General features: G+C 68.1%; 24 protein-coding genes. 7 read left to right on the top strand and 17 right to left on the bottom strand.

Annotated elements, in window-relative coordinates:
• Window positions 1-30: 30 nt before the first annotated feature.
• The 5 genes from RU01_RS23250 to RU01_RS20315 all read right to left on the bottom strand — a co-directional run bounded on the left by RU01_RS23250 (window position 31) and on the right by RU01_RS20315 (window position 5,583).
• Complete coding sequence (locus RU01_RS23250) at window positions 31-183, bottom strand: hypothetical protein (protein WP_197074840.1); 153 nt, start codon at window positions 181-183, stop codon at window positions 31-33.
• A gap of 114 nt (window positions 184-297) precedes the next feature.
• The gene (gene mshB / locus RU01_RS20300; protein ID WP_156149025.1) at window positions 298-1,176 is read right to left on the bottom strand and encodes an N-acetyl-1-D-myo-inositol-2-amino-2-deoxy-alpha-D-glucopyranoside deacetylase; all 879 of its coding nucleotides are present in this window, start codon (window positions 1,174-1,176) and stop codon (window positions 298-300) included.
• Between the two features lie 17 nt (window positions 1,177-1,193).
• Complete coding sequence (locus RU01_RS20305) at window positions 1,194-2,942, bottom strand: ABC transporter family substrate-binding protein (protein WP_042576410.1); 1,749 nt, start codon at window positions 2,940-2,942, stop codon at window positions 1,194-1,196.
• A 2-nt stretch (window positions 2,943-2,944) separates the two neighbouring features.
• On the bottom strand, window positions 2,945-4,876 hold the full coding sequence (gene typA, locus RU01_RS20310; protein WP_042576411.1) for a translational GTPase TypA: 1,932 nt from the start codon (window positions 4,874-4,876) through the stop codon (window positions 2,945-2,947).
• 338 nt (window positions 4,877-5,214) lie between these two features.
• Window positions 5,215-5,583 carry a (deoxy)nucleoside triphosphate pyrophosphohydrolase gene (locus tag RU01_RS20315; protein ID WP_042576429.1) on the bottom strand — a complete coding sequence of 123 codons (369 nt, stop codon included), beginning with the start codon at window positions 5,581-5,583 and terminating at the stop codon, window positions 5,215-5,217.
• Between the two features lie 33 nt (window positions 5,584-5,616).
• On the opposite strand from RU01_RS20315, the gene RU01_RS23425 reads away from it, so the two are divergent.
• On the top strand, window positions 5,617-5,901 hold the full coding sequence (locus tag RU01_RS23425; protein WP_042576412.1) for a 4a-hydroxytetrahydrobiopterin dehydratase: 285 nt from the start codon (window positions 5,617-5,619) through the stop codon (window positions 5,899-5,901).
• On the opposite strand, the gene RU01_RS20325 is transcribed toward RU01_RS23425, so the two are convergent.
• The gene (locus RU01_RS20325; protein WP_052493387.1) at window positions 5,849-7,087 is read right to left on the bottom strand and encodes a mannosyltransferase; all 1,239 of its coding nucleotides are present in this window, start codon (window positions 7,085-7,087) and stop codon (window positions 5,849-5,851) included. The genes RU01_RS23425 and RU01_RS20325 overlap by 53 nt on opposite strands.
• 318 nt (window positions 7,088-7,405) lie before the next feature.
• On the opposite strand from RU01_RS20325, the gene RU01_RS20330 reads away from it, so the two are divergent.
• On the top strand, window positions 7,406-8,164 hold the full coding sequence (locus tag RU01_RS20330) for an Rv1157c family protein (RefSeq protein ID WP_442970576.1): 759 nt from the start codon (window positions 7,406-7,408) through the stop codon (window positions 8,162-8,164).
• A gap of 149 nt (window positions 8,165-8,313) precedes the next feature.
• Here the strand turns inward: RU01_RS20330 and RU01_RS20335 are convergent, their stop codons facing one another.
• From RU01_RS20335 to RU01_RS20350, 4 genes are all read right to left on the bottom strand, one after another.
• Complete coding sequence (locus RU01_RS20335) at window positions 8,314-9,042, bottom strand: DUF1906 domain-containing protein (protein WP_042576413.1); 729 nt, start codon at window positions 9,040-9,042, stop codon at window positions 8,314-8,316.
• A gap of 136 nt (window positions 9,043-9,178) precedes the next feature.
• On the bottom strand, window positions 9,179-9,952 hold the full coding sequence (locus RU01_RS20340) for a site-2 protease family protein (RefSeq protein ID WP_042576414.1): 774 nt from the start codon (window positions 9,950-9,952) through the stop codon (window positions 9,179-9,181).
• Between the two features lie 18 nt (window positions 9,953-9,970).
• A complete protein-coding gene (locus RU01_RS20345) occupies window positions 9,971-11,305 on the bottom strand; it encodes a wax ester/triacylglycerol synthase domain-containing protein (RefSeq protein WP_052493385.1) in 1,335 nt (444 codons plus the stop codon).
• A gap of 1 nt (window position 11,306) precedes the next feature.
• Window positions 11,307-11,786: an SRPBCC family protein gene (locus RU01_RS20350; RefSeq protein WP_042576415.1), complete on the bottom strand. Its 480-nt coding sequence runs from the start codon at window positions 11,784-11,786 to the stop codon at window positions 11,307-11,309.
• A 22-nt stretch (window positions 11,787-11,808) separates the two neighbouring features.
• Here RU01_RS20350 and RU01_RS20355 point away from each other — a divergent pair, with 22 nt between their 5' ends.
• Entirely contained in the window at window positions 11,809-14,010 is a 2,202-nt protein-coding gene (locus RU01_RS20355) for a molybdopterin-dependent oxidoreductase (protein ID WP_231568788.1), read from the top strand.
• A 6-nt stretch (window positions 14,011-14,016) separates the two neighbouring features.
• Here the strand turns inward: RU01_RS20355 and RU01_RS20360 are convergent, their stop codons facing one another.
• Genes RU01_RS20360 through RU01_RS20380 form a run of 5 tightly spaced genes read right to left on the bottom strand, consistent with a single transcriptional unit; the run spans window position 14,017 to window position 17,865 of the window.
• Window positions 14,017-14,382, bottom strand: a complete 366-nt coding sequence (locus RU01_RS20360; RefSeq protein WP_042576416.1) for a VOC family protein — start codon at window positions 14,380-14,382, stop codon at window positions 14,017-14,019.
• A gap of 9 nt (window positions 14,383-14,391) precedes the next feature.
• The gene (locus RU01_RS20365; RefSeq protein WP_042576417.1) at window positions 14,392-15,006 is read right to left on the bottom strand and encodes a class I SAM-dependent methyltransferase; all 615 of its coding nucleotides are present in this window, start codon (window positions 15,004-15,006) and stop codon (window positions 14,392-14,394) included.
• Window positions 15,003-15,293: a hypothetical protein gene (locus RU01_RS20370; RefSeq protein WP_042576418.1), complete on the bottom strand. Its 291-nt coding sequence runs from the start codon at window positions 15,291-15,293 to the stop codon at window positions 15,003-15,005. Before RU01_RS20370 ends, RU01_RS20365 begins: the two co-directional genes overlap by 4 nt.
• Window positions 15,290-16,672, bottom strand: coding sequence for an LLM class flavin-dependent oxidoreductase (locus RU01_RS20375; RefSeq protein WP_042576419.1), 1,383 nt, complete (start codon window positions 16,670-16,672; stop codon window positions 15,290-15,292). The genes RU01_RS20370 and RU01_RS20375 overlap by 4 nt, the downstream gene beginning before the upstream one ends.
• On the bottom strand, window positions 16,669-17,865 hold the full coding sequence (locus RU01_RS20380; protein WP_042576420.1) for an acyl-CoA dehydrogenase family protein: 1,197 nt from the start codon (window positions 17,863-17,865) through the stop codon (window positions 16,669-16,671). Before RU01_RS20380 ends, RU01_RS20375 begins: the two co-directional genes overlap by 4 nt.
• A 115-nt stretch (window positions 17,866-17,980) precedes the next feature.
• Between RU01_RS20380 and RU01_RS20385 the strand changes: the two genes are divergently transcribed.
• Window positions 17,981-19,144: a lipase family protein gene (locus RU01_RS20385; RefSeq protein WP_052493386.1), complete on the top strand. Its 1,164-nt coding sequence runs from the start codon at window positions 17,981-17,983 to the stop codon at window positions 19,142-19,144.
• A gap of 12 nt (window positions 19,145-19,156) precedes the next feature.
• Here the strand turns inward: RU01_RS20385 and RU01_RS20390 are convergent, their stop codons facing one another.
• Window positions 19,157-21,067 carry an alpha-amylase family protein gene (locus RU01_RS20390; RefSeq protein WP_042576421.1) on the bottom strand — a complete coding sequence of 637 codons (1,911 nt, stop codon included), beginning with the start codon at window positions 21,065-21,067 and terminating at the stop codon, window positions 19,157-19,159.
• Between the two features lie 77 nt (window positions 21,068-21,144).
• Here RU01_RS20390 and RU01_RS20395 point away from each other — a divergent pair, with 77 nt between their 5' ends.
• A complete protein-coding gene (locus RU01_RS20395) occupies window positions 21,145-21,339 on the top strand; it encodes an antitoxin (protein WP_042576422.1) in 195 nt (64 codons plus the stop codon).
• An 8-nt stretch (window positions 21,340-21,347) separates the two neighbouring features.
• On the top strand, window positions 21,348-22,307 hold the full coding sequence (locus RU01_RS20400) for an SDR family NAD(P)-dependent oxidoreductase (protein WP_231568789.1): 960 nt from the start codon (window positions 21,348-21,350) through the stop codon (window positions 22,305-22,307).
• A 168-nt stretch (window positions 22,308-22,475) separates the two neighbouring features.
• Here the strand turns inward: RU01_RS20400 and RU01_RS20405 are convergent, their stop codons facing one another.
• A complete protein-coding gene (locus RU01_RS20405) occupies window positions 22,476-22,829 on the bottom strand; it encodes a VOC family protein (RefSeq protein WP_042576436.1) in 354 nt (117 codons plus the stop codon).
• A 69-nt stretch (window positions 22,830-22,898) separates the two neighbouring features.
• Here RU01_RS20405 and RU01_RS20410 point away from each other — a divergent pair.
• On the top strand, window positions 22,899-23,764 hold an 866-nt coding region (locus RU01_RS20410), incomplete at its 3' end, for a DUF222 domain-containing protein (protein ID WP_042576423.1).

Genomic DNA, 23,764 nt, shown 5'->3' on the forward strand with positions numbered 1-23,764 from the left:
CCGGCAGTGACGACGCCGGCCGAACCGATGTCAGCGAGGCGGGTAGCCGATGGAGGTGAGGAAGTTGCTGACGGTCGACGCGAAGCCGCCGACCACGTCGAGATAGATCTGACGCTGGATGTCGGCGGTGCCCCGCAGGGAATCCACGAACGCCACGACGGCGTTCTGCAGGTCGTAATTCATGGGTGAAGCTCCTTCGAATCGGTCCCACCGGGTACGTCCGACCCCGTCCGGTGGCGCGCATCACAGCATAACCCGGCGCAGAGCCCGCTTCGGACCGGCACGGTGGATGAACCGTCACACGATTCCCGCGAACAGGTCGTTCTCGCGCCCCGACGCGTCCGTCGGCCCCGACCGACCACGCACCAGGATGTACTGCTCGTCCTCCAGGACGGGCTGCGCGATGTCGTTCGACAGCGCGTAGGCGGCCCCCGATGCGGACACCGTCACCTGAGTTGCGTGTGCCCGCAACGCTTCCCGCTTCTGCTCGAGCACGGGCCGCACATCGACGGACGCGGTGACCGTGTCGTCGGGCACGCTGGGAAGTTCGCCGTGCGTCGGCATACGCCACTCCGACGGGACATCCCCCAGATCGCTCAGTCCCGCGATGAGCTGCGCGTGGCCCGTCACGGTCCAGTACATCTTCTGCACCGTCCACGCCGGACCGGATGTCGAGAACTGCCCGGAATCCTCGCTCGCCTCGACGGCGAGTCCGGCGAGGCGATGGACCTGCATGTGGTCGGGGTGCCCGTACCCCCCTTCGGGGTCGTACGCGACGACGACGTGCGGACGGACGTCGCGGATCACCTCGACCATGGCTCCGACCGCCTCGTCGTCGTCGGCGTTGACGAACGCACGTGGGTGCCCTGCCGCAGGCGTGCCTGCCATGCCGGAGTCACGCCACCGTCCCGCCCCGCCGAGAAACCGCGGGGGCCGACATCCGAGGGCCTGCAGAGCGACGGTCAGCTCGTGGATGCGGTAGCCGCCCAGTTGATCGGACCTGTCGGCGACCAGGCCGGCCCAGGTGTCGCCGATCACTTCGCCTTCCTCACCCAGGGAGCAGGTCAGGACGGTGACATCCGCGCCGGCCGCCACCGCGCGGGCGATGGTGCCCCCCGTCGTGATCGACTCGTCGTCGGGGTGAGCGTGGACGACCAGCAGTCGACGACCTCGCAGATCGAGAGAACCCTCGGTCACGGTGACACTCGCATCCAGGCGTCGGCGTCACCGAAGACACCGAGATCGATCGGTCCCGCCAGGGACGCGCCGGAGACACCGGGTCCCACGGCGACGACGGACCTGTCCTGCGCGATGGGCAGCACGGCGTTCAGAGCCCACAGTTGCCCTTGGACCGCGAGGACGGCGTCGGTCGGGTTCATCTCACCTCTCGTGCTCTGTTCGATGATCGGGTCCAGAGTCGGATCGCACAGACCGGACAGCGTGCCAGTCGACACCGGGTCGGCGTCGTCCGACGTCGCCGTTCCTTCGAGTTGAGCTGCCGCGCAGCCGAACCGGGAGGCCAGGGCGGTGCCCGGATCCACGCCGACTCGACTCCATCCGACTATCGCGTCCACGGCGCCGCTCACCATCGCGGTGCCGTACAACTCCTCGGGGTCCGTCGGCGCGACGGTCGCGTCGATGCCCGCATCCCGGAGCTGATCGGCGGCCGTGTTCGCCACCGCCACCGCGATGGCGTCGTTCTCCGGTGCACCGATGACCATGGTCATCGTGCGGGACGCGCCGGGCACCGGAGTCGTCGTGGGAGTCGTCGTCTCCGCGCTCGTCGGCGCAAGTGCCGGCGGGAGCGGAACCGGGGTGTAGCCGGCGTCGGCGAGCAGGCGCAGCGATTCGTCGCGAGGCACCGCGGACGGTGCGGTGGGTACGTAACCAGGCTGGGACGGAGACAGAATCTGTGCACGGACGGTGTCGGCGGGGGTACTGGTTCCCGACGCCACCGTGGACAGCAGATCGACGTCGAGAAGGCCCATGATGCCGCGTCGGACGTTCACGTCCGCCAGCGCCGGGACTCGGCCGTTGAGCGTCAGTTCCAGTGCGCGCGAACGGAACTTGGTGTCGGTCCGGACGTTCGGGATAGCTCCCAATTGGGCCAGGGTCGCGGTCCCGCCCCGGACCTCCGCGATCTGGGCGTCGCCGGATCGCATCGAGTCGGCGAGTTGGGCGTCGCTTCCGCCGCGGCGGAGAAGTATCTGGTCGGGGGTGGCGGGAGAGCCCCAGAAGCGGTCGTTGCGCTCGAGTAGGATCTCGTCGCGGCCCCGGTCGATCGACTCGATGCGGAAGTGACCTCCGGAGACCGACACGTTGTCACGCAGTCCACGCTCGAAGCCTCCGAGCGAGTCCTTCAGCAGGTGCGACGGGAGCAGGTTCTCGAACAGTTCCCGCCAGGCGGGGTACGGCGAGGCCATCACGACGTTCACCGTCTTGCCGCCGTCCGCGGACTGCACGTCGGTGATGGCGTCGTATCCCGCGGGATCCACCACGCCGGGTTGATCGATCATCTGCTGCCACAGGTAGCGGAAGTCCTCGGCCGCGATGGGCGCACCGTCCGACCACTGCGACTCGTTGCGGAGTCGGTAGGTGATCGTGAACGGCGCCTGCGAGGTGACCTCGGCGGAGACGAGCAGCGACGCGTCGGGAAGCCACTCGATGCCGGTGCCGACCGCCGCGGGACGGAACGGGCTGGGCAACACCAGCGTCGACACCGCCGTGTTGGCGGGCGACTGGTCGGCGAGCAGGTGCGGGTTGAATCCCGTACCGACGTCGTCGATGGCGACGACGACCGGATTTCCGGTCGCTGCGGGCGCGGCCGGAGGGGTCGTCGTCGCCGTCTCGGTGCTCTGGATCGGCGGCGGCGGATCAGCCGTGCACGCCGACAACGCGAGCAGGGCAGCGGCGAGCGCCGCACCTACCCGCGCAACCGACATGATTACAGAGCAGCCTTGTCACGCGACTTGCTGCGCGAACGCTCACGCGCACGCTCGTTCGAGTCGAGGTGGACCTTGCGCACGCGGACGACCTCGGGTGTAACCTCGACGCACTCGTCGCCGGCACAGAACTCCATGGCCATCTCGAGGTCGAGCTTCTTCGGCTTGGCCAGGGTCTCCATCACGTCGGCGGACGACTGACGCATGTTGGTCAGCTTCTTCTCGCGGGTGACGTTGATGTCGAGGTCCTCCTGGCGCGGGTTGATGCCCACGACCATGCCCTCGTAGGTGTCGGCGCCGGGCTCGACGAAGAACGTTCCGCGATCGGCCAGCTGGATCATGGCGAACGGGGTGACGCTTCCCTGGCGGTCGGACACGAGCGAGCCGGTGTGGCGCGCACGGATCTCGCCGGCCCACGGTGCGTAACCGTGGAAAACGGCGTTGGCGATGCCGGTGCCGCGGGTGTCGGTGAGGAAGTCGGTGCGGAAGCCGATGAGGCCGCGCGAGGGGACGATGAACTCCATGCGAACCCAGCCTGCGCCGTGGTTCGTCATCTGGACCATCTTTCCCTTACGCGCTGCGAGCAGCTGCGTCACGCCACCGAGGTACTCCTCGGGAGTGTCGATGGTCAGCTCTTCGAAGGGCTCGTGCAGCTTGCCGTCGACCTGGCGGGTGACCACCTGGGGCTTGCCGACGGTGAGCTCGAAGCCTTCGCGGCGCATCTGCTCGACCAGGATGGCGAGCGCGAGCTCTCCACGACCCTGGACCTCCCACGCATCGGGGCGACCGATGTCGAGGACCTTGAGCGAGACGTTGCCGATGAGCTCCTGATCCAGACGCGCCTTGACCATGCGGGAGGTCAGCTTGTGGCCGCTGACGCGTCCGACGAGCGGGCTGGTGTTGGTGCCGATGGTGACCGAGATGGCCGGCTGGTCGACGGTGATGCGCGGCAGGGCGACCGGGTTCTCCAGGTCGGCGAGGGTGTCGCCGATCATGATGTCCGGGAAGCCCGCGACGGCGACGATGTCGCCCGCGACACCCTTCTGGCCGGGGACGCGCTCGACACCGATGGTGTTCAGCAGCTCCGTGATCTTGGTCTTCTGCACGACGGGTTCTCCGTCGACCTCGCGCATCCAGCTCACGGTCTGGCCCTTGTTCAGCTCACCGTTGTGGATACGGACCAGGGCGAGACGGCCCAGGAAGGCCGACGCGTCGAGGTTGGTGACGTGTGCCTGCAGCGGCGCGTCGACGTTGCCCTTGGGCGCCGGGATGTAGCTGAGCAGGATCTCGAAGAGCTCGTCGAGGTTCTCGGCATCCGGTGCGTGGCCGTTCTCCGGCTGCTTGGTCGACGCCTTGCCCTCGCGGCCCGAGGCGTACAGGACCGGCAGGTCGAGTGCGAGCTCGGCAGCTTCGGATGCTTCGTCGTCGAGGTCCGACGCGAGGTCGAGGAGCAGGTCGTGGCTCTCGGAGACGACCTCCTCGATGCGCGCGTCGGGACGGTCGGTCTTGTTGACCACGAGGATGACGGGGAGCGACGCGGCGAGCGCCTTGCGCAGCACGAAGCGCGTCTGCGGCAGCGGTCCCTCGGAAGCGTCGACGAGCAGCACGACACCGTCGACCATGGACAGGCCGCGCTCGACCTCGCCACCGAAGTCGGCGTGGCCGGGGGTGTCGATCACGTTGATGACGGTGATACTGCCGTCGGCGTTGCGCTTGTGCACGGCCGTGTTCTTGGCCAGGATCGTGATGCCCTTCTCCTTCTCCAGGTCACCCGAGTCCATCACGCGGTCGATGGCCTCGGCGCGCTCCTCGAAGGCGCCGGACTGGCGGAGCATCGCGTCGACGAGCGTCGTCTTGCCGTGGTCGACGTGCGCGACAATGGCAACGTTGCGGAAGGTGGTGGGGACGGTCTGAAGTTCGGTGGGGCTGGTCACGCGGAAATCTCCTGGGTCGAATGCGGGGTGAAGAGCGAGCGGCTTCCTCTCCCAGAGAGCGCGCTGCGTCGCTGACGAGAAGTGCGACCGGATCAGTTTACTCGGTCGGGCCGGGTGACGGCGGTCACGCAGGCCTGCGGGCTTCTCACACAGGCTACCCTCACCAGGTGTCCTCGGCCTCGAAGGTTGCTCGCAGCAAGCCCAAGAAGAAGTGCTGCCGGAGCAAGGTCCGGTGTATGACCTGCCCGGTCGTGATCATGAAGATGAAGAAACTCGAGCAGGCCGGAGTGACCGGCAAGGACCTGAAGAAGGGCCTGAAGAAGGCCCGCGCGGCCTGACTACAGCAGGGCCGCGAGATCCGGCAGCCACGCCGTGTCCGCCGGCACCAGATCGACCGTGTGCAGATCCGCCCCGTCGACCCAGCGCAAGGCGTCGTGTTCGAGTGCCGTCGCCGTGCCCGAGAACCGGGTCACCGCGTAGGCACGGAGGACGAGACCGCCGTGCAACGGCACATCCGACCCGATCACCTCGCCGACCGTGACGTCGATACCCAGTTCCTCGCGCAGTTCCCGAACGAGTGCGTCCTCGGGAGCCTCGCCCGGCTCTACCTTGCCGCCGGGCAGTTCCCACAGGCCCGCGAGCTCGGGAGGCGACGCGCGTTGCGCGAGGAGGAGCCGACCGTTCTCGACGAGAACTCCGGCTACCACCACGGTGGGTTCGAATGCTGGCACGATCGCAGTATGGCCGACTTGCTGAACGACACCGAGATCGACGACGCCCTGACCCGCCTGACCGACTGGACGCGCGACGGCGACTCCCTGGTCCGCACCGTCGAGTCCACGACGTTCCTCGACGCGATCGAGTTGGTGCGCTCCGTCGCTCGGGAAGCCGAGAGCGCAGATCATCACCCGGACATCGACATCCGGTGGAAGAAGGTCACGTACCGCTTGTCGACGCATTCGAGCGGGGGGATCACCGGGAAGGACGTCCTGCTGGCAGGTGCGATCGATCGGCTCGCGCGCTGACTCGGCGCCCCATCACGGCGATCCAGACGAATAATGCGAGCGTTCCGACGGCGTAGACCGCTCCCGCGAGTGCGAGGGGCAGCGGTCGGGAGATATCCCAGATCGAGGGCTGGGCGAAGCTCAGGATCCACGGGACTCCGACGACCGTGACCACCAGCCAGTACCCGGCCAGCACCCGGGCACCCGGGGCGTGGGACAACGGGCCGTGCAGGAGCCAGATGAGCATCGGCACCACCCACACCCAGTGGTGTGACCAGGAGATCGGCGAGATCATGAGGCCGACGAACGAGACGATGACCAATGTCCCGAGGCGATCGTTCCGTCCGAGGGCGCGCCAGGCCAGGAACGCGGCGGTGAGGACGATCACGGCCGCGACGATCCATACCGGGCCCTGACCGACGTCGTGGCCCGCCACTCGCGACAGCGCCCCGCGCAGGGACTGGTTCCAGACCGAGCCGACGGGACCGATGCGGTCGGCGTCGCCCAGCAAGGTCGTGAAGTAGGTCGTGGCGGCCGATCCCGCGAGCAGGAAGCTCACCGCCACGGTCGCGGCGAATGCCACGGCGGAGAACGCCGCCGCCCGCCACCGTCTCTGCGCGAGGAAGTAGAGGCCGGTGATCGCGGGGGTGAGTTTGACGCCGGCGGCGATACCGACCAGCGCACCCGACAGCCACCATCTCGCGCTGCGTACCGCCAGCATCGCGAGGAGGACGAGGAAAACGTTGACCTGGCCGTAGTCCAAGGTCGTGCGCATCGATTCGGTCCACAGTCCGACGGTCGTCCAGAGCAGGGCCGCGCGGCGCCACGAGGGCGAGTCGGCCAGATCCCCGCCGACCATGCGCAGGGCGAGACGCACCACTGCGTACAGCGCGGCGATGGTCGCGATCATCCACAGGGCTCCGACGAGAGCGAACGGCAGGAAGTGCAGCGGGTAGAACACGACGGCGGCGAACGGCGGGTACGTGAACGGAAGCGGGAAGTCCGGCGTCTCGTCGGAGTAGGTGAAGTCGTAGAGCGAGCCGCCGAACAGGCCCGCCGAACCGTCGACGTAGACGTGGAGATCCACCCAGTTGCTGCCGTTGGGGGTGAAGAGAGTCCACACCACGCGCAGGATCAGGGACACCACCAGTAGTGCGGGTGCCGCCGCCAGCAGGGCGCGCGTAGCGGAACGCCGTACTTCACTCACTCGGATGCTCTTTCGATCGTCGGACCTGCGCAGCGTATCTGCCTCCGTCGACGCGTCGTCACCACCGCGACGTGACACGTCCCGCACCCGAGGTGTCGGACGTTGTCACGCGACACGACTCACAGCCGTAACAATCGCATCACTGTTCACTTACACAACACCTGTCACTCCATTAACAGACTAACGTCTTGTTCAGTGGGAACGACACGGGTCGATCGACCGAGGACCTGCTGTACAACCGTCGTCCCGTGTACATAGAGTGACCCCGCGCCCGGATGCCCGATTCGTCGGACCGGGTACGCAGTGAGAGAAACGGGGATGGGAATGCAGCACATCAGGTTCGGGACGCGTCGAGTTCTGGGCGGTATCGCGCTCGCGGCGTCGTGCGCGTTCGTCGCACCCGCTGTCGCGGGAGCCGCTCCGGCCCCCGTCATGCCGCTCCCGGCCGACGTTCCGGTCGTTCCCGGATACGAGGCTCTCGCTGCCCTCGCCCCCGCACTTCTGGACGCCGCCGAGCAGGACGCCGCGTCACCGCAGAGCGATCTGTTGATGCGAGCGAAGGTCCTTCTCGCCACCGCTCCCCTGTCGGATCAGGCGAAGCGGATTCTGACCAGCATCATCACGTTCCTCGACGGCAGCGCCGGCGGTGGCCCGGACATCCCCACGGACGGGCCGGTCATCGCCCAGTTCTTCTACCCCACCGTGGGCAAGGGCTGCATCTCGGCGACGGCCGACTCGGTCGCCAGCGCGCTCGCCGTTCCCGGACCGGCCCAGTTGCCGCCTCCCGGACCCGGCACCGGTCAGACCGGCTTCGTCTTCACCGCGCTGGGTACCGCGCCGCTCGCCGACACCCAGGCGGCGCCGCTGACCGCCAACTGGGTCAACGTCGACACCGGCCGCACGGGTGCCACCGTGTTGACGGGCGCGGCCGGGATCAACCCGGACGGTCCCGCGACATTGTCGGCCATCGCCGATACCGGCAAGGGTCGCGTGCTCGCAGCCGTGTCCGGGTCGATCTCGACCGAGGCCGGCATCACCTGCAGCTTCTTGCCGACCATCGGCGCGTTCGTCGCCTGACGGTCAGGAACCGAACGCGGCCGAAATCTGCGTGTAGATGGCTCCGGCAATCGCGTACAGGTAGTCGATGAGTTCCATGATTCCTCCGTGGTGGTTTCCGGTACAACACTGTGGGTGTGACAGTTGTGTCGTGAGTTACGGCTGTGGCGTTACGCCGACAGGCTCCACTGTCCGTAGTCCTCACGCAGAACGTTGTTGATGTCCACGCCGACGCCGTCGATCGCGCCCTTGTCGATCTGCACCTGATGCAGGTGGGCCGCAGGGTTGACGTACCCCTTCGGCGTGCCCCAGTTGTGCTGCCAGTACCAGGCGCCGAGTCCCGCTGCTCGCGCGAGATCGATGGTGGGTGAGTTGGCGTACACGCCGGTGTTCTCCGCGCCCACGATCGACTGCCACCCCAGCAGATACGGGGCGATCATCGTCGCGAACTCGACAGGCGTCGGATTGTCGTCGATCGACGCGTAGATCGGTCGGTCGGCGGGTCCGCCTGCGGCAGTGTGCAATTCGAGTCCGCGAGTCGCGTGCTTCACGCCGGCCGCGAAGCCGCCACGCCAGTCCGCCGTCGCGCCTTTACCGAACTGGTAGCACGAGACGACCTCGAGACCGGCCGCGGTGAGCTCCTGCGCCTCATCGGCTGTCATCGGCTTGCCCGTCATCCACTCGGCGCCGGGCCGACGATCGGAGACGTAGCGGATGGCGCCGATGTGCCCGGCGTCGGCGATCCCCTGTGCCGACGGGACACCGCCCGCGTAGTCGACGATCGTGCCGAGGACGGCCGGGTCGGCGGAGGCGACCGCGCGCGAGGCGACACCGGCGAGACCGACGGCCACCGACCCTGCAGCGGCATAGCGGAACAATTGACGGCGCGATACGTGCACGGGTCTACCTCTCGATTCGTCCGGCGCGCCTCCCTCGACATGGCGGCTCGGACTGATAACTTCCGACGTTTTCCGGCGCCATTGCATCACAGACACCATCGACCTCGCTAGTCATCAGAGGCATCAGAAGACTCTCTCAGAACCACTGCGTCCAGAAACGAGTCAGGATGCCACCGCTCTGCGCCCACCCGGCCGGAACACCGGACACCTCGTACAGCGTGTAGACCGCGCCGAAGAACGCCTGGTTGATCTGCGGGACGAACAACAACCCGATGACGATCAGCACGCCGTACGGACCGATGCGCGTGAACGATCGACGCGTCGACGGGGACAGGTAGGGCTCGATCGCCCCGAAACCGTCCAGGCCGGGCATCGGGATCAGGTTCAGCACCACGGCGACCACCTGGAGGAACGCGAGGAAACTCATGCCGAACCAGAAGGACGGGTGCTCGCTGCCCGGCGCCCACACCGCGATGATCGCCAGAAGGACGACCGCGAGAACGAGATTGGCGAACGGGCCGGCCAGGGACACCGTCGTGCGCTGCCGCCTGGTCATGCCGCTGGTGTTCAGCCACACGGCGCCGCCCGGCAGACCGATTCCGCCGAGCGCGACAAAGATCAACGGCAGCACGATCGACAGACCCGGCACGGTGTACTTCAGCGGATTCAGGGTCAGGTAGCCGCGCGCGGCCGTGTCGTGGTCGCCGAACCGCCACGCGGTCACCGCGTGGGCGAACTCGTGGAGGCACAGGGACACCACCCAACCACCGATGACGAGGACGAAGACACCCGCGTAGGACAGTGCGTCACCGGGCGTCGAGGACTGCCATGCCACCGCGCCACCGATCACCGCAACAGCCACGACAGCGAGGAAGACGGGGCTGGGTCGTACCGATGTGGACAGTGCCATGTCAGCAGCGTATGCGGGTCACCTGAGCGCTTCCCGCACTCGATGGACGGCCCCGCGCAGGCAGTCGGTGTACGCGTCGGCGTCCATGACGTCGTCGCTCGTCACGATCGACAGCGTCACGACCTCGCCGATCCCGTGCACTCCGTGCGTGATTCCGACGGCAGGTGACAGCGCCGGGAATCCGGCTGTGAGAACCACGGGCCGACCGTCCAGCGCGAGATCGGCAGGGCCTCTGTTCACGCTCGACACCACCGTGTGACCCGCCACTGTCGTCGGGGTCACCGACAGGTCCGCTCTGTCGACGTCGCGCCGGAGGATCACCGCGGGAACGGTCTCGGTCGCACGATCGCCCACCCCGAAGGCGGGGTGCTCCAGCCGTAGGCGCCGATCTCGCAGGGAGTCGTCGATCGCCCGTGCCCGAGCGCGGAGATCCTGCACGGACGGGTGCAGGTCCACCCCCGCGTTGTGAAAGGCGTTGGCAGCAGTGGTGGTTCGACTCTCGCCCGGTATGGCGATCATGACCTCGGCCCCGAGGTCGTCGGGAACCGGCTCGCCCAGGGACGCCAGATGCCGACTCATCGCATCCGACACCACGACGAGCGCGGCCACGGTGACACTGACGGTGTCGGTGCGGAAGTCCGACGCCGGGCACACCACGCACCGGATGCGGGTGGTTCCGCCTGCCGGACGGGACAGCACCGTCGGCGCACGGGGAAGCGGCGGGCCGGGGATGACGCCGGCCGCCGTGTCGGCCGTGCGCCGACGATCGGCCACCACCGCCTCACGTGCGCGACCCACCATGCCGATCACCCGCGCGGGAAGCTCGACGGCACCACGCGCGACCGCGAGGGGCGCCGGCAGCACCACCGTGCGCACCGCCGGTGACCGCTCCTCGGACAGCAGCGCGCGAGCCAGCGCAGACACCCGCGCGCCGTCTCCCAGGACGTGCGCCATCTGCACGACGAGCACCGTTGCCGGCCCCGTCGTGCCGGGCACCCCGTCGACACACGGGTACAGATGCACGCGCCACGGCTCGCGGCGCGGGTCGACCTGATCCTCGACGGTCTCCGCCACCCGGTCGAGGCACTCCTGCCACGTCCCGCCGGCGTGGACGCGCACCCGATGACGGGTCACGTCCGTGGGCACCCAGTAGGGGTAGTCCGCGGTCCACCGCGTTTCGCGCAGACGGACTGCCAGCCCGTCTACCAGGCCCGCCCTACGTACAAGGTCCGCGGCGGCGGCCTCCGGGTCGTCGAGCGCACCGTCGAACGCGTAGAGCAGGAACTGGTCGCTCGGCAGGCGCCGCGACAACCAGTACATGCGGGCGTCGGTGGCCGTGAGCCGACCGGTCACATCAACGGCCCTGCTGCTCCGCCTGCAGCTTCAGCGCGGCGAGTCCCTTGTCGAAATCCCTGCCGATGAACTTGTCCATCGGCACGATCTTCCCGATGAGCCGCGCGACGACGTTCTGCTGTCCCGTCATCCGCCACGTCACCTCGGTGCCGCTTCCTGCCGGTGACAGCAGGAACGTGGTCACGTTGGTGGCCTTGAACGGCTTCGTGAACAGCAGATCGAGCACGACACGGTCGTCCGTCGATTCCACGATGGTCATCGACCCGGCGCCGGCCTTGCGATTACCGGACCACGCGTAGGACGCCCCCACCCCCGACTCCGACCCGCTGTAGGTGCGGGACAGATCGGGGTCGCTGCCCTCCCACGGCGACCAGGACGTCCACCGGTGCAGATCGTCGAGGAAACCGTGCACGGTCGACGCCGGAGCGTCGACGAGGATCGAACGTTCGATCACGAACCCTTGGGATCTGTCGGTGGCCATGGGGTGATGGTAGAGCGCGATCGTGCCCGTCGCCGAAGCCCGACCGGTAGGTTCCCTCACGGGGGTGGTGATGGACGACGAGCAGCGCAAGCTCGGCACGTGCTCACTGTGTGAGGCCATGTGCGGGCTGACGTTCACGGTGCGCGGGGCCGCGGTCACCTCGACGCGCGGGGACACCGCAGATCCACTCGCACGTGGTCACCTGTGCCCCAAAGCGCTCGCGCTGCAGGATCTTCACACCGACCCGGACCGACTACGGCGTCCTGTGCGCCGCGCCGGCGACCGATGGGTGGAGATCGAGTGGGACGAGGCCTACGACCTCGTCGTGACCGCGTTGGTCGACACGCGCACCCGACACGGTGCCGATGCAGTGGGTCTCTACTGGGGTAATCCGACGGCGCACAGCCTCGGTGCCCTCACCCACGGTGTCGGCGGATTCTTCCCCCTACTGCGCACCCGTAACAGTTTCTCCGCCACGTCCCTCGACAGCCTGCCGCACTTCCTGACGCATCGACTCCTGTACGGCCATCAGCTGCTGGCACCGATTCCCGACATCGATCGCACCGACTTCCTTCTCGTCGTCGGAGCCAATCCGGTGGTCTCCCAGGGCAGCATGATGTCGGTGCCGGATGTCCGGAACCGCCTCGCGGCACTGCGGGCGCGCGGCGGTCGCCTCGTCGTGATCGACCCTCGACGCACCGAGACCGCGGCCGTCGCCGACGCCCACCACTTCGTCCGACCGGGCACCGACGCCTTCCTGCTCCTCGCGCTGCTGCACACGATCCTGGGCGACGGGCCGGTCCGTATAGCGTCGTACGTCGACTTCGTGTCCGAGGTCGCCGCCATGGTGACCGCCTTCACCCCGGAGGCGGTGGCACCCATCGTCGGCATCGAGGCCGACGAGATCCGCTCGCTGGCACGCGCTTTCGCTGCAGCCGACTCGGCGGTCGCACACGGTCGTATGGGTGTCTCCACGCAGCGACACGGCGTGGTGTGCCAGTGGGCTCTTCAGGTCCTGACCATCGTGACGGGCAACCTCGACCGACCCGGCGGCGCGCTCTTCGCCTCCCCCGCCGCAGATCTCGTCCGTACCGGTGTCATGAGTCGCGGCGACCTCGGGCATCACCCCTCCCGCGTGCGCGGCCTCCCCGACTTCGACGGTGAGCTCCCGTCCGCCACCCTCGCGGACGAGATCGCGGAACCCGGGGACGGGCGGATCCGGAGCCTCGTGGTGTCGGCCGGCAACCCGGTCCTGTCCTCGCCCGGCGGATCCCGGCTGGACGATCTGCTGCCGACCCTCGACTTCATGGTGGCGATCGATCTCTATGTCAACGAGACCACCCGGCACGCCGACGTCATCCTCCCGCCGTCGTCGGCGCTCACGCGTGACCACTACGACCTGTTCCACCATCACTTCGCGGTGCGGAACACCAGTCGCCTGACGCCGCCGGTACTCCCGCAGGGGCCGGGTGAGAAACAGGACTGGGAAATCTTCCGGGATCTCGGGCTGCTCTATCGGCGGCGAGTCGCCGCGCGCGGACGCGCCCGCGTCCGCCGCCTCCTGGATCCCCGGGAGTGGAACACGGCACTGCGGCTGCGCATCTCCCCGCTCCGCAGTCTCGACCTGCTGTTGCGGGCGAGTCGCCGCGGCGTGTCGCTACGGGCACTGCGTCGGCAACCGCACGGCATCGACCTCGGCCCGCTCGCACCCTCGTTCCCCCGCCGACTGCAGACGCCGGACAAACGGATCCCGCTGATGCACGACGTGATCACGACGGCAGTGGCCACACTTCGCGCCGAGCTGGTGTCCCCGCCCACCCTCGACCCCGACGAGCTGTTGCTCATCGGGCGACGACACCTGCGCAGCAACAACTCGTGGCTGCACAACTCGGCACGGCTGGTCAAGGGTGCGGAGCGGCACCATCTGCTGGCGCATCCCGCCGATCTCGCGGCACGCGGGCTCGAGTCGGGCGAGACGGTGGCGGTGGAGTCTCGCTCGGGGCGCGTCATGATCGAGGTGCGCGCCACCGACACCGTCATGCGCGGCGTCGTGAGCATCCCGCACGGCTACGGCCACCGCCGCCCGGGGGTACTGCTCTCGGTCGCCGCCGCGGTGCAGGGCGAGAGCGCCAACGACCTCACGGATCCCACCGTCACCGAGTCGGTCACCGCGACCGCAGTCTTCACCGGTGTGCCGGTGCGCGTGTCCCGAGCGACGACCTGAGCGCTGTCAGTCCCGCCTGCACAAGCAGAAGAGATGACCGACCGGGTCCTGCAGGACACGGAAACCGGGATGTTCGGCATCGTCGTCCAGCACGCGCGCTCCCAGATCCACGGCGAACGCCTCGGCTGCATCCATGTCGTCGACCACGAAGTCGAAGTGGATGCGAATGCCTTCGCGCGGCCAGTACAGCGGAACGAATTCCGGTGACTTCTGGAACGCCAACCGGAGCCCGGCAGACCCTTCGATCACCGTCCAGTCGGGATCGTCCCGCACCACCGACCACCCCAGCAGCTCGGTGTAGAACCGCGCCAGTGCCACCGGATCGGGACAGTCGAGCACCGTGTAGTCCATGTCGATCGTGGGTCGTGTCATGTCCGGATTCTATCCAGCCTTCGCGGCGCCCGAGTCGGTTCCCGCGTGTCGGTACCCGGTCAGAACAACCCACTCGGAGTCCGGCCGCCAGGGCCCGACCGACCACGAGGAGAACCGTTGTATCGCAGTGAAACCCGCGGCGACGAGATCGCGTTCCGCACGGTCGACGCTGTACTCGCGATCCGTCGCGAACCCGAGGATCACTACCCCGCCCGGCACCACCGCGTCGTGCCAGTGCCGAAGCACCGTCGACTCGGTACCCGGGGCGAGGAACACCACGACGTTGCCCGCCGCGACGACGGCGTCGAACGACTGTGGGTCCAGCGCCATTGTCGCCAGGTCGTCGAGCACCACCGTGATGCCGTGCTGCCGACGCGCCTCCTCGACCAGGACCGGGTCGAGATCCACGGCGGTCACCGTGTGTCCGCGCCGCGCGAGTTCCGCGCCGAGCCGACCGGTGCCGCACCCGGCGTCGAGAACTCGCGCGGACCGCGGCAGCACGGCGTCGACGAACCGCGCCTCCCCGTGCATGTCCGCGCCGGACTCCTCCAACTCACGGAACCGTGCGACATAGGCGTGCGAGTCCGCGGCGCTGCGCTCGGCGGACCACCGGGTGGCGGTCACCGGTCGAGGTAGAAGCGTGCGGTCTCGGTCGCGACGTCGGACACCGCGGACGCCAGCACCGGTTCGAGATCCAGCGCGTCGGCGAGTTCCTGTCCGCGGAGACCGTTCGCCCGGAGCAGCTCCCAGGCTCGCTCCACCAGTCGCACCGACGTGGAATGGTCGAGTTCGGGACGGTTGGATCGCAGTGCGGTGGCCGCCCAGTCCGGATCGAACGTGCCGTTCGGCGGTCCGAAGACCCGTTCGCCCGTCGAGTAGGGCTTCGGTTCCGTCGCGCCGGCATCAGTCATGCCAGTGACGGTAGCCCCTGCCGGTACCGGGCGCCGCGGTGCTCGTCGGGCAGCTTGTCTCCCCGCCCGAACAGCGTGTGTCGCAACGTCGCGGTCTCCTTCTCCGCCGGGTACGCACCGCGTGCGACGAGCACCGGGATCACGTGCTCGACGACGTCCTCGAAGGATCCCGGAGTCACGGCGTACGCCAGGTTGAATCCGTCGACGTCCGTCTCGGCGACCCAGTCCTGCAGCGTGTCGGCGACGGTCTCACCGGATCCGACGAACAGCGGGCCCATCCCGCCGATGCCCGCCCAGTCGGCGATGTCGCGGATAGTCCATTCCCGGCCCTCGTCGTTCGTCTCCTGGAATGCGGCCACCGCGGAGCGGATCGCGTTGCTCTCGACGACGCCGATCGGGTCGTCCAGGTCGTACGTGGACAGGTCGATCCCCATCCAGCCCGACATGAACACCAGCGCGCCCTCCGCGGTGGTGTAGGTGCGGTACTCCGAGTGCTTCGCATCGGCCGCCTCGTCCGTGGCGTCGGTGATGATCGTGGCGAGCGCGTAGATCCGAGCCGAGTAAGGATCCCGGCCGGCGTCGACGAGGGCGGCTCGGATGTTGCGGACGGTCTGCGCCAGAACACGTTTCGACGGAGCTCCGACGAAGACCGCCTCGGCGTTCTCCGCGGCGAACGCCACCCCGCGAGGTGAGGCGCCGGCCTGGAAGATCACTGGCGTCCGCTGCGGGGACGGTTCGGAGAGGTGGATTCCGGGGACGGTGAAGTGCTGCCCCTCGTGTCCGATGTGGTGCACCTTCGACGGGTCGACGTAGACCCCGCGCTCCCGGTCTCGGACCACGGCGTCGTCCTCCCACGATCCTTCCCACAGCTTGTAGAGCACCTCGAGGTACTCGTCGGCGTGGTCGTATCTCGCGTCGTGATCGAGGAGTCCGGCGTCGCCCATGTTCCTCGCCGCGGACGGGAGGTAGCCGGTGACGACGTTCCAGCCGATGCGTCCCCGCGTGAGGTGATCGAGCGTCGACATCCTGCGTGCGAACGGATACGGGTGCTCGAATCCCGTTCCGGTGGTGATTCCGAAGCCGAGTTGCTCGGTCACCGCCGCCATGGCGGACACCAGGAGCAGCGGATCGGCGACGGGAATCTGCGCACCCTGACGGATCGCGGCCTCGTCGGACCCGCCGTACACGTCGTAGGTGCCCAGCACGTCCGCGATGAACAGTCCGTCGAACCGGCCGCGCTCGAGAAGCCTCGCCAGCTCGGTCCAGTACGAGATGTCGGTGTAGCGATGCGACTGGTCCTTCGGATGCCGCCACAGTCCCGGTGACTGGTGAGCGACACAGTTCATGTCGAACGCGTTGAACCTGATGTGTCGCGTCATTTCTTCGCGCCTGCCGACCATGCGTAGGGAAGATCCTCGCCGTTCAGGATGTGGGCGCCGACGGACCGAAGCTTGTACAGAACCGGGTTGTGCACGGAGATCGTGCGGGCGTTGCGCCAGTGCCGATCCAGCGCGAGGGTGTCCGACACGATCGACGCTCCCCCGACCTCGAACAGCTGTGTCGTCGCGTCCAGCACCAGATCCACGACCACGGCCTGCGCGTGGGAGGTACTGAGTTCGGCGGCGTCGAGGGATGCGTCGTCACCCACCTCGACGGCACGTTCGACGTCCGCGGCGGCAGCGAGCACCAGCGCCCGGGAGGACCAGGCAGCGGCCTCGAGGCGGCCGATAAGCTGCTGGACCACCGGGTCGTGGCGCGGCAGATCCGCGGCGGCGTGGGTGTAACTGCGCGTGCGGGCACGGACCCACGCGGTCACGTCGTCCGTCGCTCGACGCGCGATCCCCGCCAAGACAGCGAGCTGTACGAGCTGGAGATAGGACGTCGCGTAGGTACGTCCGGGTGCGCCGTATCCCGGACCCAGGAGCCGGGACTCGTCGACGGCCACGTCGATGAAGGTGGTGGTGCCACTGACGGTGAGGCGCTGCCCGAACCCGTCCCAGTCGTCACGCTGCGCGACGCCGGGAGCATCCGAGTCGACCAGTACCGATACCCGCTCACCGTCCAGGTCGGCGGCGACCAGGATGTGGTTCGAGTACAGACTGCCGGTGCTGTAGAACTTCTCGCCGTTCAGGCGCAGACCGTCCGGCCCGCGGGTGACCGTCGTTCGGTAGCGATCGACAGCTCCGACACCGGGCTCGGTGATGGCGTTGCCGACGAGGGTGCCGTCGACGACCGCCCGCAGCCAGGCGTCGCGCTCGGGGCCGGCCTCGGCCGCGACCTGATCCTCGACGAAGCTCCAGTGCACCCGAAGCGCCTGCGGCAGATTGGATTCGGCCGCCGCGAGATCGACGAGCAGGGAGAACAGCTGGATGACGGTGGCACCCGATCCGCCGAACTCGACCGGCACGCGCAGCGCGCCGAAACCCGCATCCCGCAGCAGCGCGATCTCGTCGTGGGCCAGGCGGCGGTCCTTCTCCCGCTCGACCGCGCCCGCGGCGATACGGTCGAAGACAGGCTGGAAGCGAGCGCTCAAGGCGTCGTCGGTCACGGGTGCGCTGTGTGTCGTGGTCACGGGAGAGAAGGGTGCTCGCCGGGACGGCGTCCCGACAGCGTTGTACTCGAGGAGATTCTGGCCCTGGATCCGCGCCGGGAAACTACGGTGGGGGTTCGGACACCGGGGGGATCTGATGGGGCTGTCGCAGCGCGTGGACCGGTTCGCCGCCGGTCGGATCACACCGGAGATGCTGGCCGATCCGTACGGCGCCATCCAACCGACTCCGATCACCGGCGATCGCTTCTTCGCCGCCCCGTCCGGCGACCTCGTGCCCGGTGTCCCGGTCCGCGACCGCACGGCGGGAGGAATACTCCCTCGCCCACGTACCACCGTGCGGCAGTTCATGGTCGGGTCGACGGACGCGCTCGGGCGATCCGTGGCCGTCACGGCGACCCTGATGGAACCCCGGCGGCCCTGGCGTGGACGAGGATCGCGGCCCGTCGTCGTCCACAACGTCGCGATCGACTCGCTGGGAACCCGGGCGACGCCGTCGTACCGCATCGTCCACGGGATAGGGCAGGACTTCCCCACCGTCGTTCCGTTGTGGCTGCAACGCGGCTATGCGGTGCTGATCCCCGACCACCAGGGGCCACGGATGGCCTACGCCGAGGGCACGATGGCCGGCCATGCGGTGCTGGACAGCATTCGAGGTCTCCTCGCGTTCGATGCGACCTACGCGGCGAGTCCGATCGTTCTGTACGGATACAGCGGTGGAGCGATCGCGACGGCGTGGGCGGCGCAACTTCACCCCACCTACGCGCCGGAACTCGACCTGCGCGGAGCAGTCGCCGGAGGATCGCCCGTCGACGTCGGACTGCTGCGCGAGACGATGAACGGCACCCTCGGATCCGGCCTCTTCGGAGCGGCCATCATCGGAATGGCCCGGGAGCATCCGGCGCTGGTGGAACAGTTCAGCCCCACCGGACTGGCCCTCGCATCGATGATCAAGGACCTGTCGGTCGTACCGCTCGCCCTCGGCGGTCTCGCTCGTCTACGGCTCGAACGTTTCTCCGTCGACCCCGGCGTCTTCGACTCCGATACCGCGCGGGCGGTCATCGACGCGAACACCGCCGGCAGGAACGCCCCGACCATTCCGGTGGCGTTCTACCACGGTGCCTCGACACCGCGTTTCGCCGATCGCTGGATTCCCGAACAGGGCGTCCTCGATCTCGTCGAGTCGTGGCGGGGACTCGGAGCGAGCGTGGAGTACCACCCCGTCTTCGGGGACCATTTCGTCGGCGCGCTGTCCGGGCTCCCGTACGCGATGCGCTGGGTGGCGGACCGGTTCCGGGACTGACTTTCCTTCAGATCAGGCGCCGACCACCCACCACGCCGCGTAGGGCGGCAACCACCACGCGTCGCCGCCCAGATCGGCGGTGCCGGACAACACTTCTCGTGGCGTATCGACACCGTGGCGTGGGCCGAGATCTGACGGCACCTGCCGGTACTCGCCGGTGACGTTGAAGAGCCCGATCAGCGTTCCGCTGGGATGGCGACGGGTGATTCCCAGGACGCCGTCGTCGAGGCCGTCGAGGACGTCGACGGGAGCCTCCGCATGCATCATCGGCAGACCGGCGCGCGTGCGCGCGATGTGCGCGATCCCGTCGAAGACACGCTGCGCATCGCTTCCCTGCACGTGCCTGCGGGCTCGGTCCGCGTCGGTCACGCGGGGACGGTGAATCCACCTGTTGTCGTCCTCGTGGCCTGCTTCCTCGGCCCAGTGTGGGTCGCCCGGAGACCCGAGTTCGTCGCCGCTCCAGATGACCGGGATCCCGCCCCAGGCGCCGATGACGGCGTGCGCCAGGAACAGTCGCGCGAAGGCGTTCTCGGGGTCGCGGCGCGACGGACCCAGTCCCGCGAGAGCAGCGGCAGTACCACTGATGCGCCGGTCCCCGGTTTCCGGATTGTATTGGAAGACGGTACCTTCCGCGGGCGAGCCCGGGAACTCGCCGGAGTACCAGTCGGCCAGGAAGTGTCGGTGCCCGGCACCCGAGAGGCCCACGGCCGCGGCGTCACCGTCGTCGATCGCCCACCCGATGTCGTCGTGGCAGCGGATGTAGGTCACCCAGGTGCCGCCCGGCGGCGTCGGCGGAAGCGTCGACAGTGCGTGCCGCGCCAGGTCCGTCCGTCCCGTGGCCAGCATCGACCACACCTGCACCATCAGGCTGTTGTGGTAGGCGATGTCGGACACGCGTCCGGTGTGCTGCCCGGTTCCGAGGTAGGGCAACAGATCTCGCGGACCGACGATGGCCTCGGCCTTGAACAACAATGCCGGAGCCGCCATCCGCGCCGTCGCACGCAACGCCTGGGTGATGGCGTGCACCTCCGGTTGATTCTGGCAATTCGTGCCCAGCCTCTTCCACAGGAACGCGATCGCGTCGAGACGCACCACCTCGATCCCGAGGTTGGCGAGATAGGCCACGATGTCCGCGAATTCGATCAGCACGGCCGGGTTCGCCCAGTTCAGGTCCCACTGCCACTCGTTGAACGTCGTCCACACCCAACCGTCCAGATCCGCCTCGTGAGTGAAGCTGCCGGGCGCGAAGTCGGGAAAGACCTCGGGCAGGGTGCGCTCGTATGCGTCGGGTGTCGCCCTGTCCGGGTAGATCAGGAACCAGTCCGCGAACGCCGGGTCACCACTCCGAGCTTTCACGGCCCAGTCGTGTTCACGGGCAACATGATTGAGAACCAGATCGATGACCGGGCTGATGCCTCGGTTCCGTAACGTCGTCGCCAGGTCCCGGAGATCGTCGGTCGTACCCAGGTCCTCGCGCACCGAGCGGTAATCCATGACCGCGTAGCCGCCGTCATTGTCGCCGGGCCTCGGCGTCAGGAGCGGCATCAGGTGCAGGTACGTCACACCCAGGTCGGTCAGGTGATCGAGCCGCTCAATCAGCCCCGTCAGCGTGCCGCCGAAGCGGTCGACGTAACAGGCGTACCCGAACATGTCGGGCTGCTGGAACCAATCGGGCTCGAGCAGCCGTCGCTCGTCCAGGCGATGCAGATCGTCCGGCCTCTCCGCGAATGCCCGCGCAGCGCCCTCGACAAGGCGGCGCGACACGTCGTCGGGATCCGGGTACAGGGCGGTCACCGCGTCGTGAAGGTCCGGCCACCACCGCTCCACGCGGAGCGCGAACGCCTCCTGCCGGTGCTGCGGGACGTCGGACAGGGCGGCCCGGAGGATGTCGTGGATCGCGTCGGGAACAGCGGAGCGCGGCATGTGCGGATTCTGTCACGTCGACGCGATGGGTAGCCTCGAAGAGCAGCGCCCTGGACGACCTACGAGAGGACCACCCGATGGTGAATTTCGGTGAGATCAAGCGGAAGCTCGACCAGAACGAAGAGAAGGTGGAGCAGGCCCTGGACAAGGCGGGCGATGCCGCCAAGAAGAAGTTCGCCGGCCACGACTCCCAGATCGACGGCGCGTTGAACAAGGCCAAGGACGCCATCGGAGAGAAGAACTCCGACCGCACCGACGGGCCTCCCGCCTAGTGGCCGCGGTGGGGGCGTTCGTCGCCGGAGTCGTCGACGCGGCCATGGATCGCGCCGTCGTCCCTGGTTACTCGCGGATCGGATCGTCGGTTCGGCGCCGATTCTGGGCGGCCGACCCCCCGCCGTTCCCGGCTCCGATCGACATCGTCGTCACCGGGGGCAGCTCCGGGCTGGGCGCCGCAGCAGCCCGTCGACTCGCCGAGATGGGCGCCAGGGTCCACCTGGTCGGCCGATCCGCGCACCGCCTGGACGCGTCGGCAACCGAGATCCGGCACACCGCGCCCGGCGCCGACCTGGTGATCCACGAGTGCGACATCAGCGACCTCGACGCCGTCGCCGCGCTGGTGACCACGCTGACCGAGCAGGTCACCTCGATCCACGCGTTGGTGCACTGCGCGGGTGTCATGCCGCCGCAGCGGACCGAGACACCGCAGAAGCACGAGTTGGCCTTCGCCACGCACGTGCTCGGTCCTGTCGCGCTCACGATGGGTCTGCGCGAGCTGTTCGACGCCGGGTCACGCGTCGTCTTCGTCTCGAGCGGCGGTATGTATCCCGTGCCGCTGCAGACGACCGATATCGAGTTCACCCGCGGCGACTACTCGGGACTGACCGCCTACGCCCGCACCAAGCGGATGCAGGTGGTGGTCACCGAGCAGCTGGCCGAAAGATTCACCGAGCCGGACGATCCCGTCGTACACAGCATGCATCCCGGGTGGGCCGACACCCCCGGCGTAACGGATTCCATCCCGCTGTTCGGCTCCGTCATGAAGCCCATCCTGCGTACCGCCGACGACGGCGCCGACACCATTGTGTGGCTCGCGGCGTCCGATGACGCCCTGGCGTCGTCGGGGCTGTTCTGGCACGACAGAAAACCGCGCCCCACCCACTATCCGTCCTGGCGAAAGGATTCTCCGCAGGCACGAGAAGCGCTGTGGGACGCGGTCGTCCGCGCTACCGGGTTCAGATGAGGTCGGTCACCGTCGTCGTGATCGTGGACCAGATCCACGATTGATTCCAGATCCACAAGAGAAGCATGGCGTTGTCGTCCTCACTGCAGGGAACATATGTCCCTGCCAGTCAAGACCATTGGTTGCACAGTCGCATCGCGGACGGCGGATGTCCGTGACGAGTCACTGTCACACCCGGTGCATGACGACGTTGACGACGTTTCCATCGGGAGCACGCACCAGGAATCGTCGGACACCCCATTCCTCCGTCGTCAGCGGGTGCACGATCTCGTAACCCCGCCGAACGGCGTCCTCGTACGCGGCATCGACGTCGTCGACATGCACGGACACCGCCGAGTCCACCGGGCTGGTCGCATCCCCCGTCACCAACTGCACATGAGCGCCGGTCTCCGGTGAGGTGAAGCGCGCGACCCAGCCAAGGTCGAACTCCTCGGTGCGCAGCTCGAGGTAGTCCGTATAGAAGGCCTTCGCCTCGGTGATATCCGCGACCGGCAGGTTGGTGGTGATCTTCTCCACGCGCATGCAGACATTCTGCGCCACCGCTTCATAGGCGACGGCGGAATGTCGGAGGGCCCTGTTACTTTCGCACACATGTTCGAACAGGGGTGGGCGACGCGAGATCCGGAGGCCATGGGCCTACCCGGAACGCTCCTCGACGCACCCGTGAACACCCTCCTGTCCACGATGTCCTACGCCGCGGCCGGACTGTCCTACCTCGAATGGACCCGGTACCGGGCCGCAGCGGAACTGCACACTCGACTCGTCCTCCCTCACGAGATGTCCGATCACCGCCGGATGGACGCGACGACACACTGCGCCGCCCGCATCTCGGCCGTCCTGTCCGTCAGCCAGGGCGCCGGAGAAGGCATCCTGACCCGCGCCGTCGCACTCCGCGACCGGCTCCCCCGCGTAGCCGAATGCCTCCGCGACGGCCTCATCGCCCCCAAACACATCCACACCATCATCAGCCGAACCGACCTCGTCGACGGCACCACGTACGCGCAGGACGTCGACACCGAGATCGCCGCGGCCCTCCAACGCCGCGGCTCCTGGTCGGACACACGCATGCGCGACATGATCGACCGCATCGTCTACCGCCACGACCCCGACGCCGTCAGGGAACGACGTGTCCTCGCCGAGAAGAACCGCAGCTTCTGGATCGACGCAGGACCCGACGGCATGGCCTACCTGGGCGCAACCATGACAGCCGAGAACGCCGTCGTCTTCGCCGCCGCGGTGCAGGAGTTGGCCGGACGCGTCTGCCGCAAGGACCCTCGCAGCACAGGCGCCCGTTCCAGCGACGCCCTCTTCGCCCTCGCCACCCGCACCTCGTACGAATGCCAGTGCGACGACCCGGACTGCTCCGCGCCCGGATGGACCGGTGAGAACGGCCTGCTCACCTCCGTCATCGTGCACGTCGTCACCGACACCACCACCATCGCCGACTCCACCACCAT

It is taken from the genome of Rhodococcus sp. MEB064 (genome assembly GCF_000834565.1).
Lineage (GTDB): Bacteria > Actinomycetota > Actinomycetes > Mycobacteriales > Mycobacteriaceae > Rhodococcoides.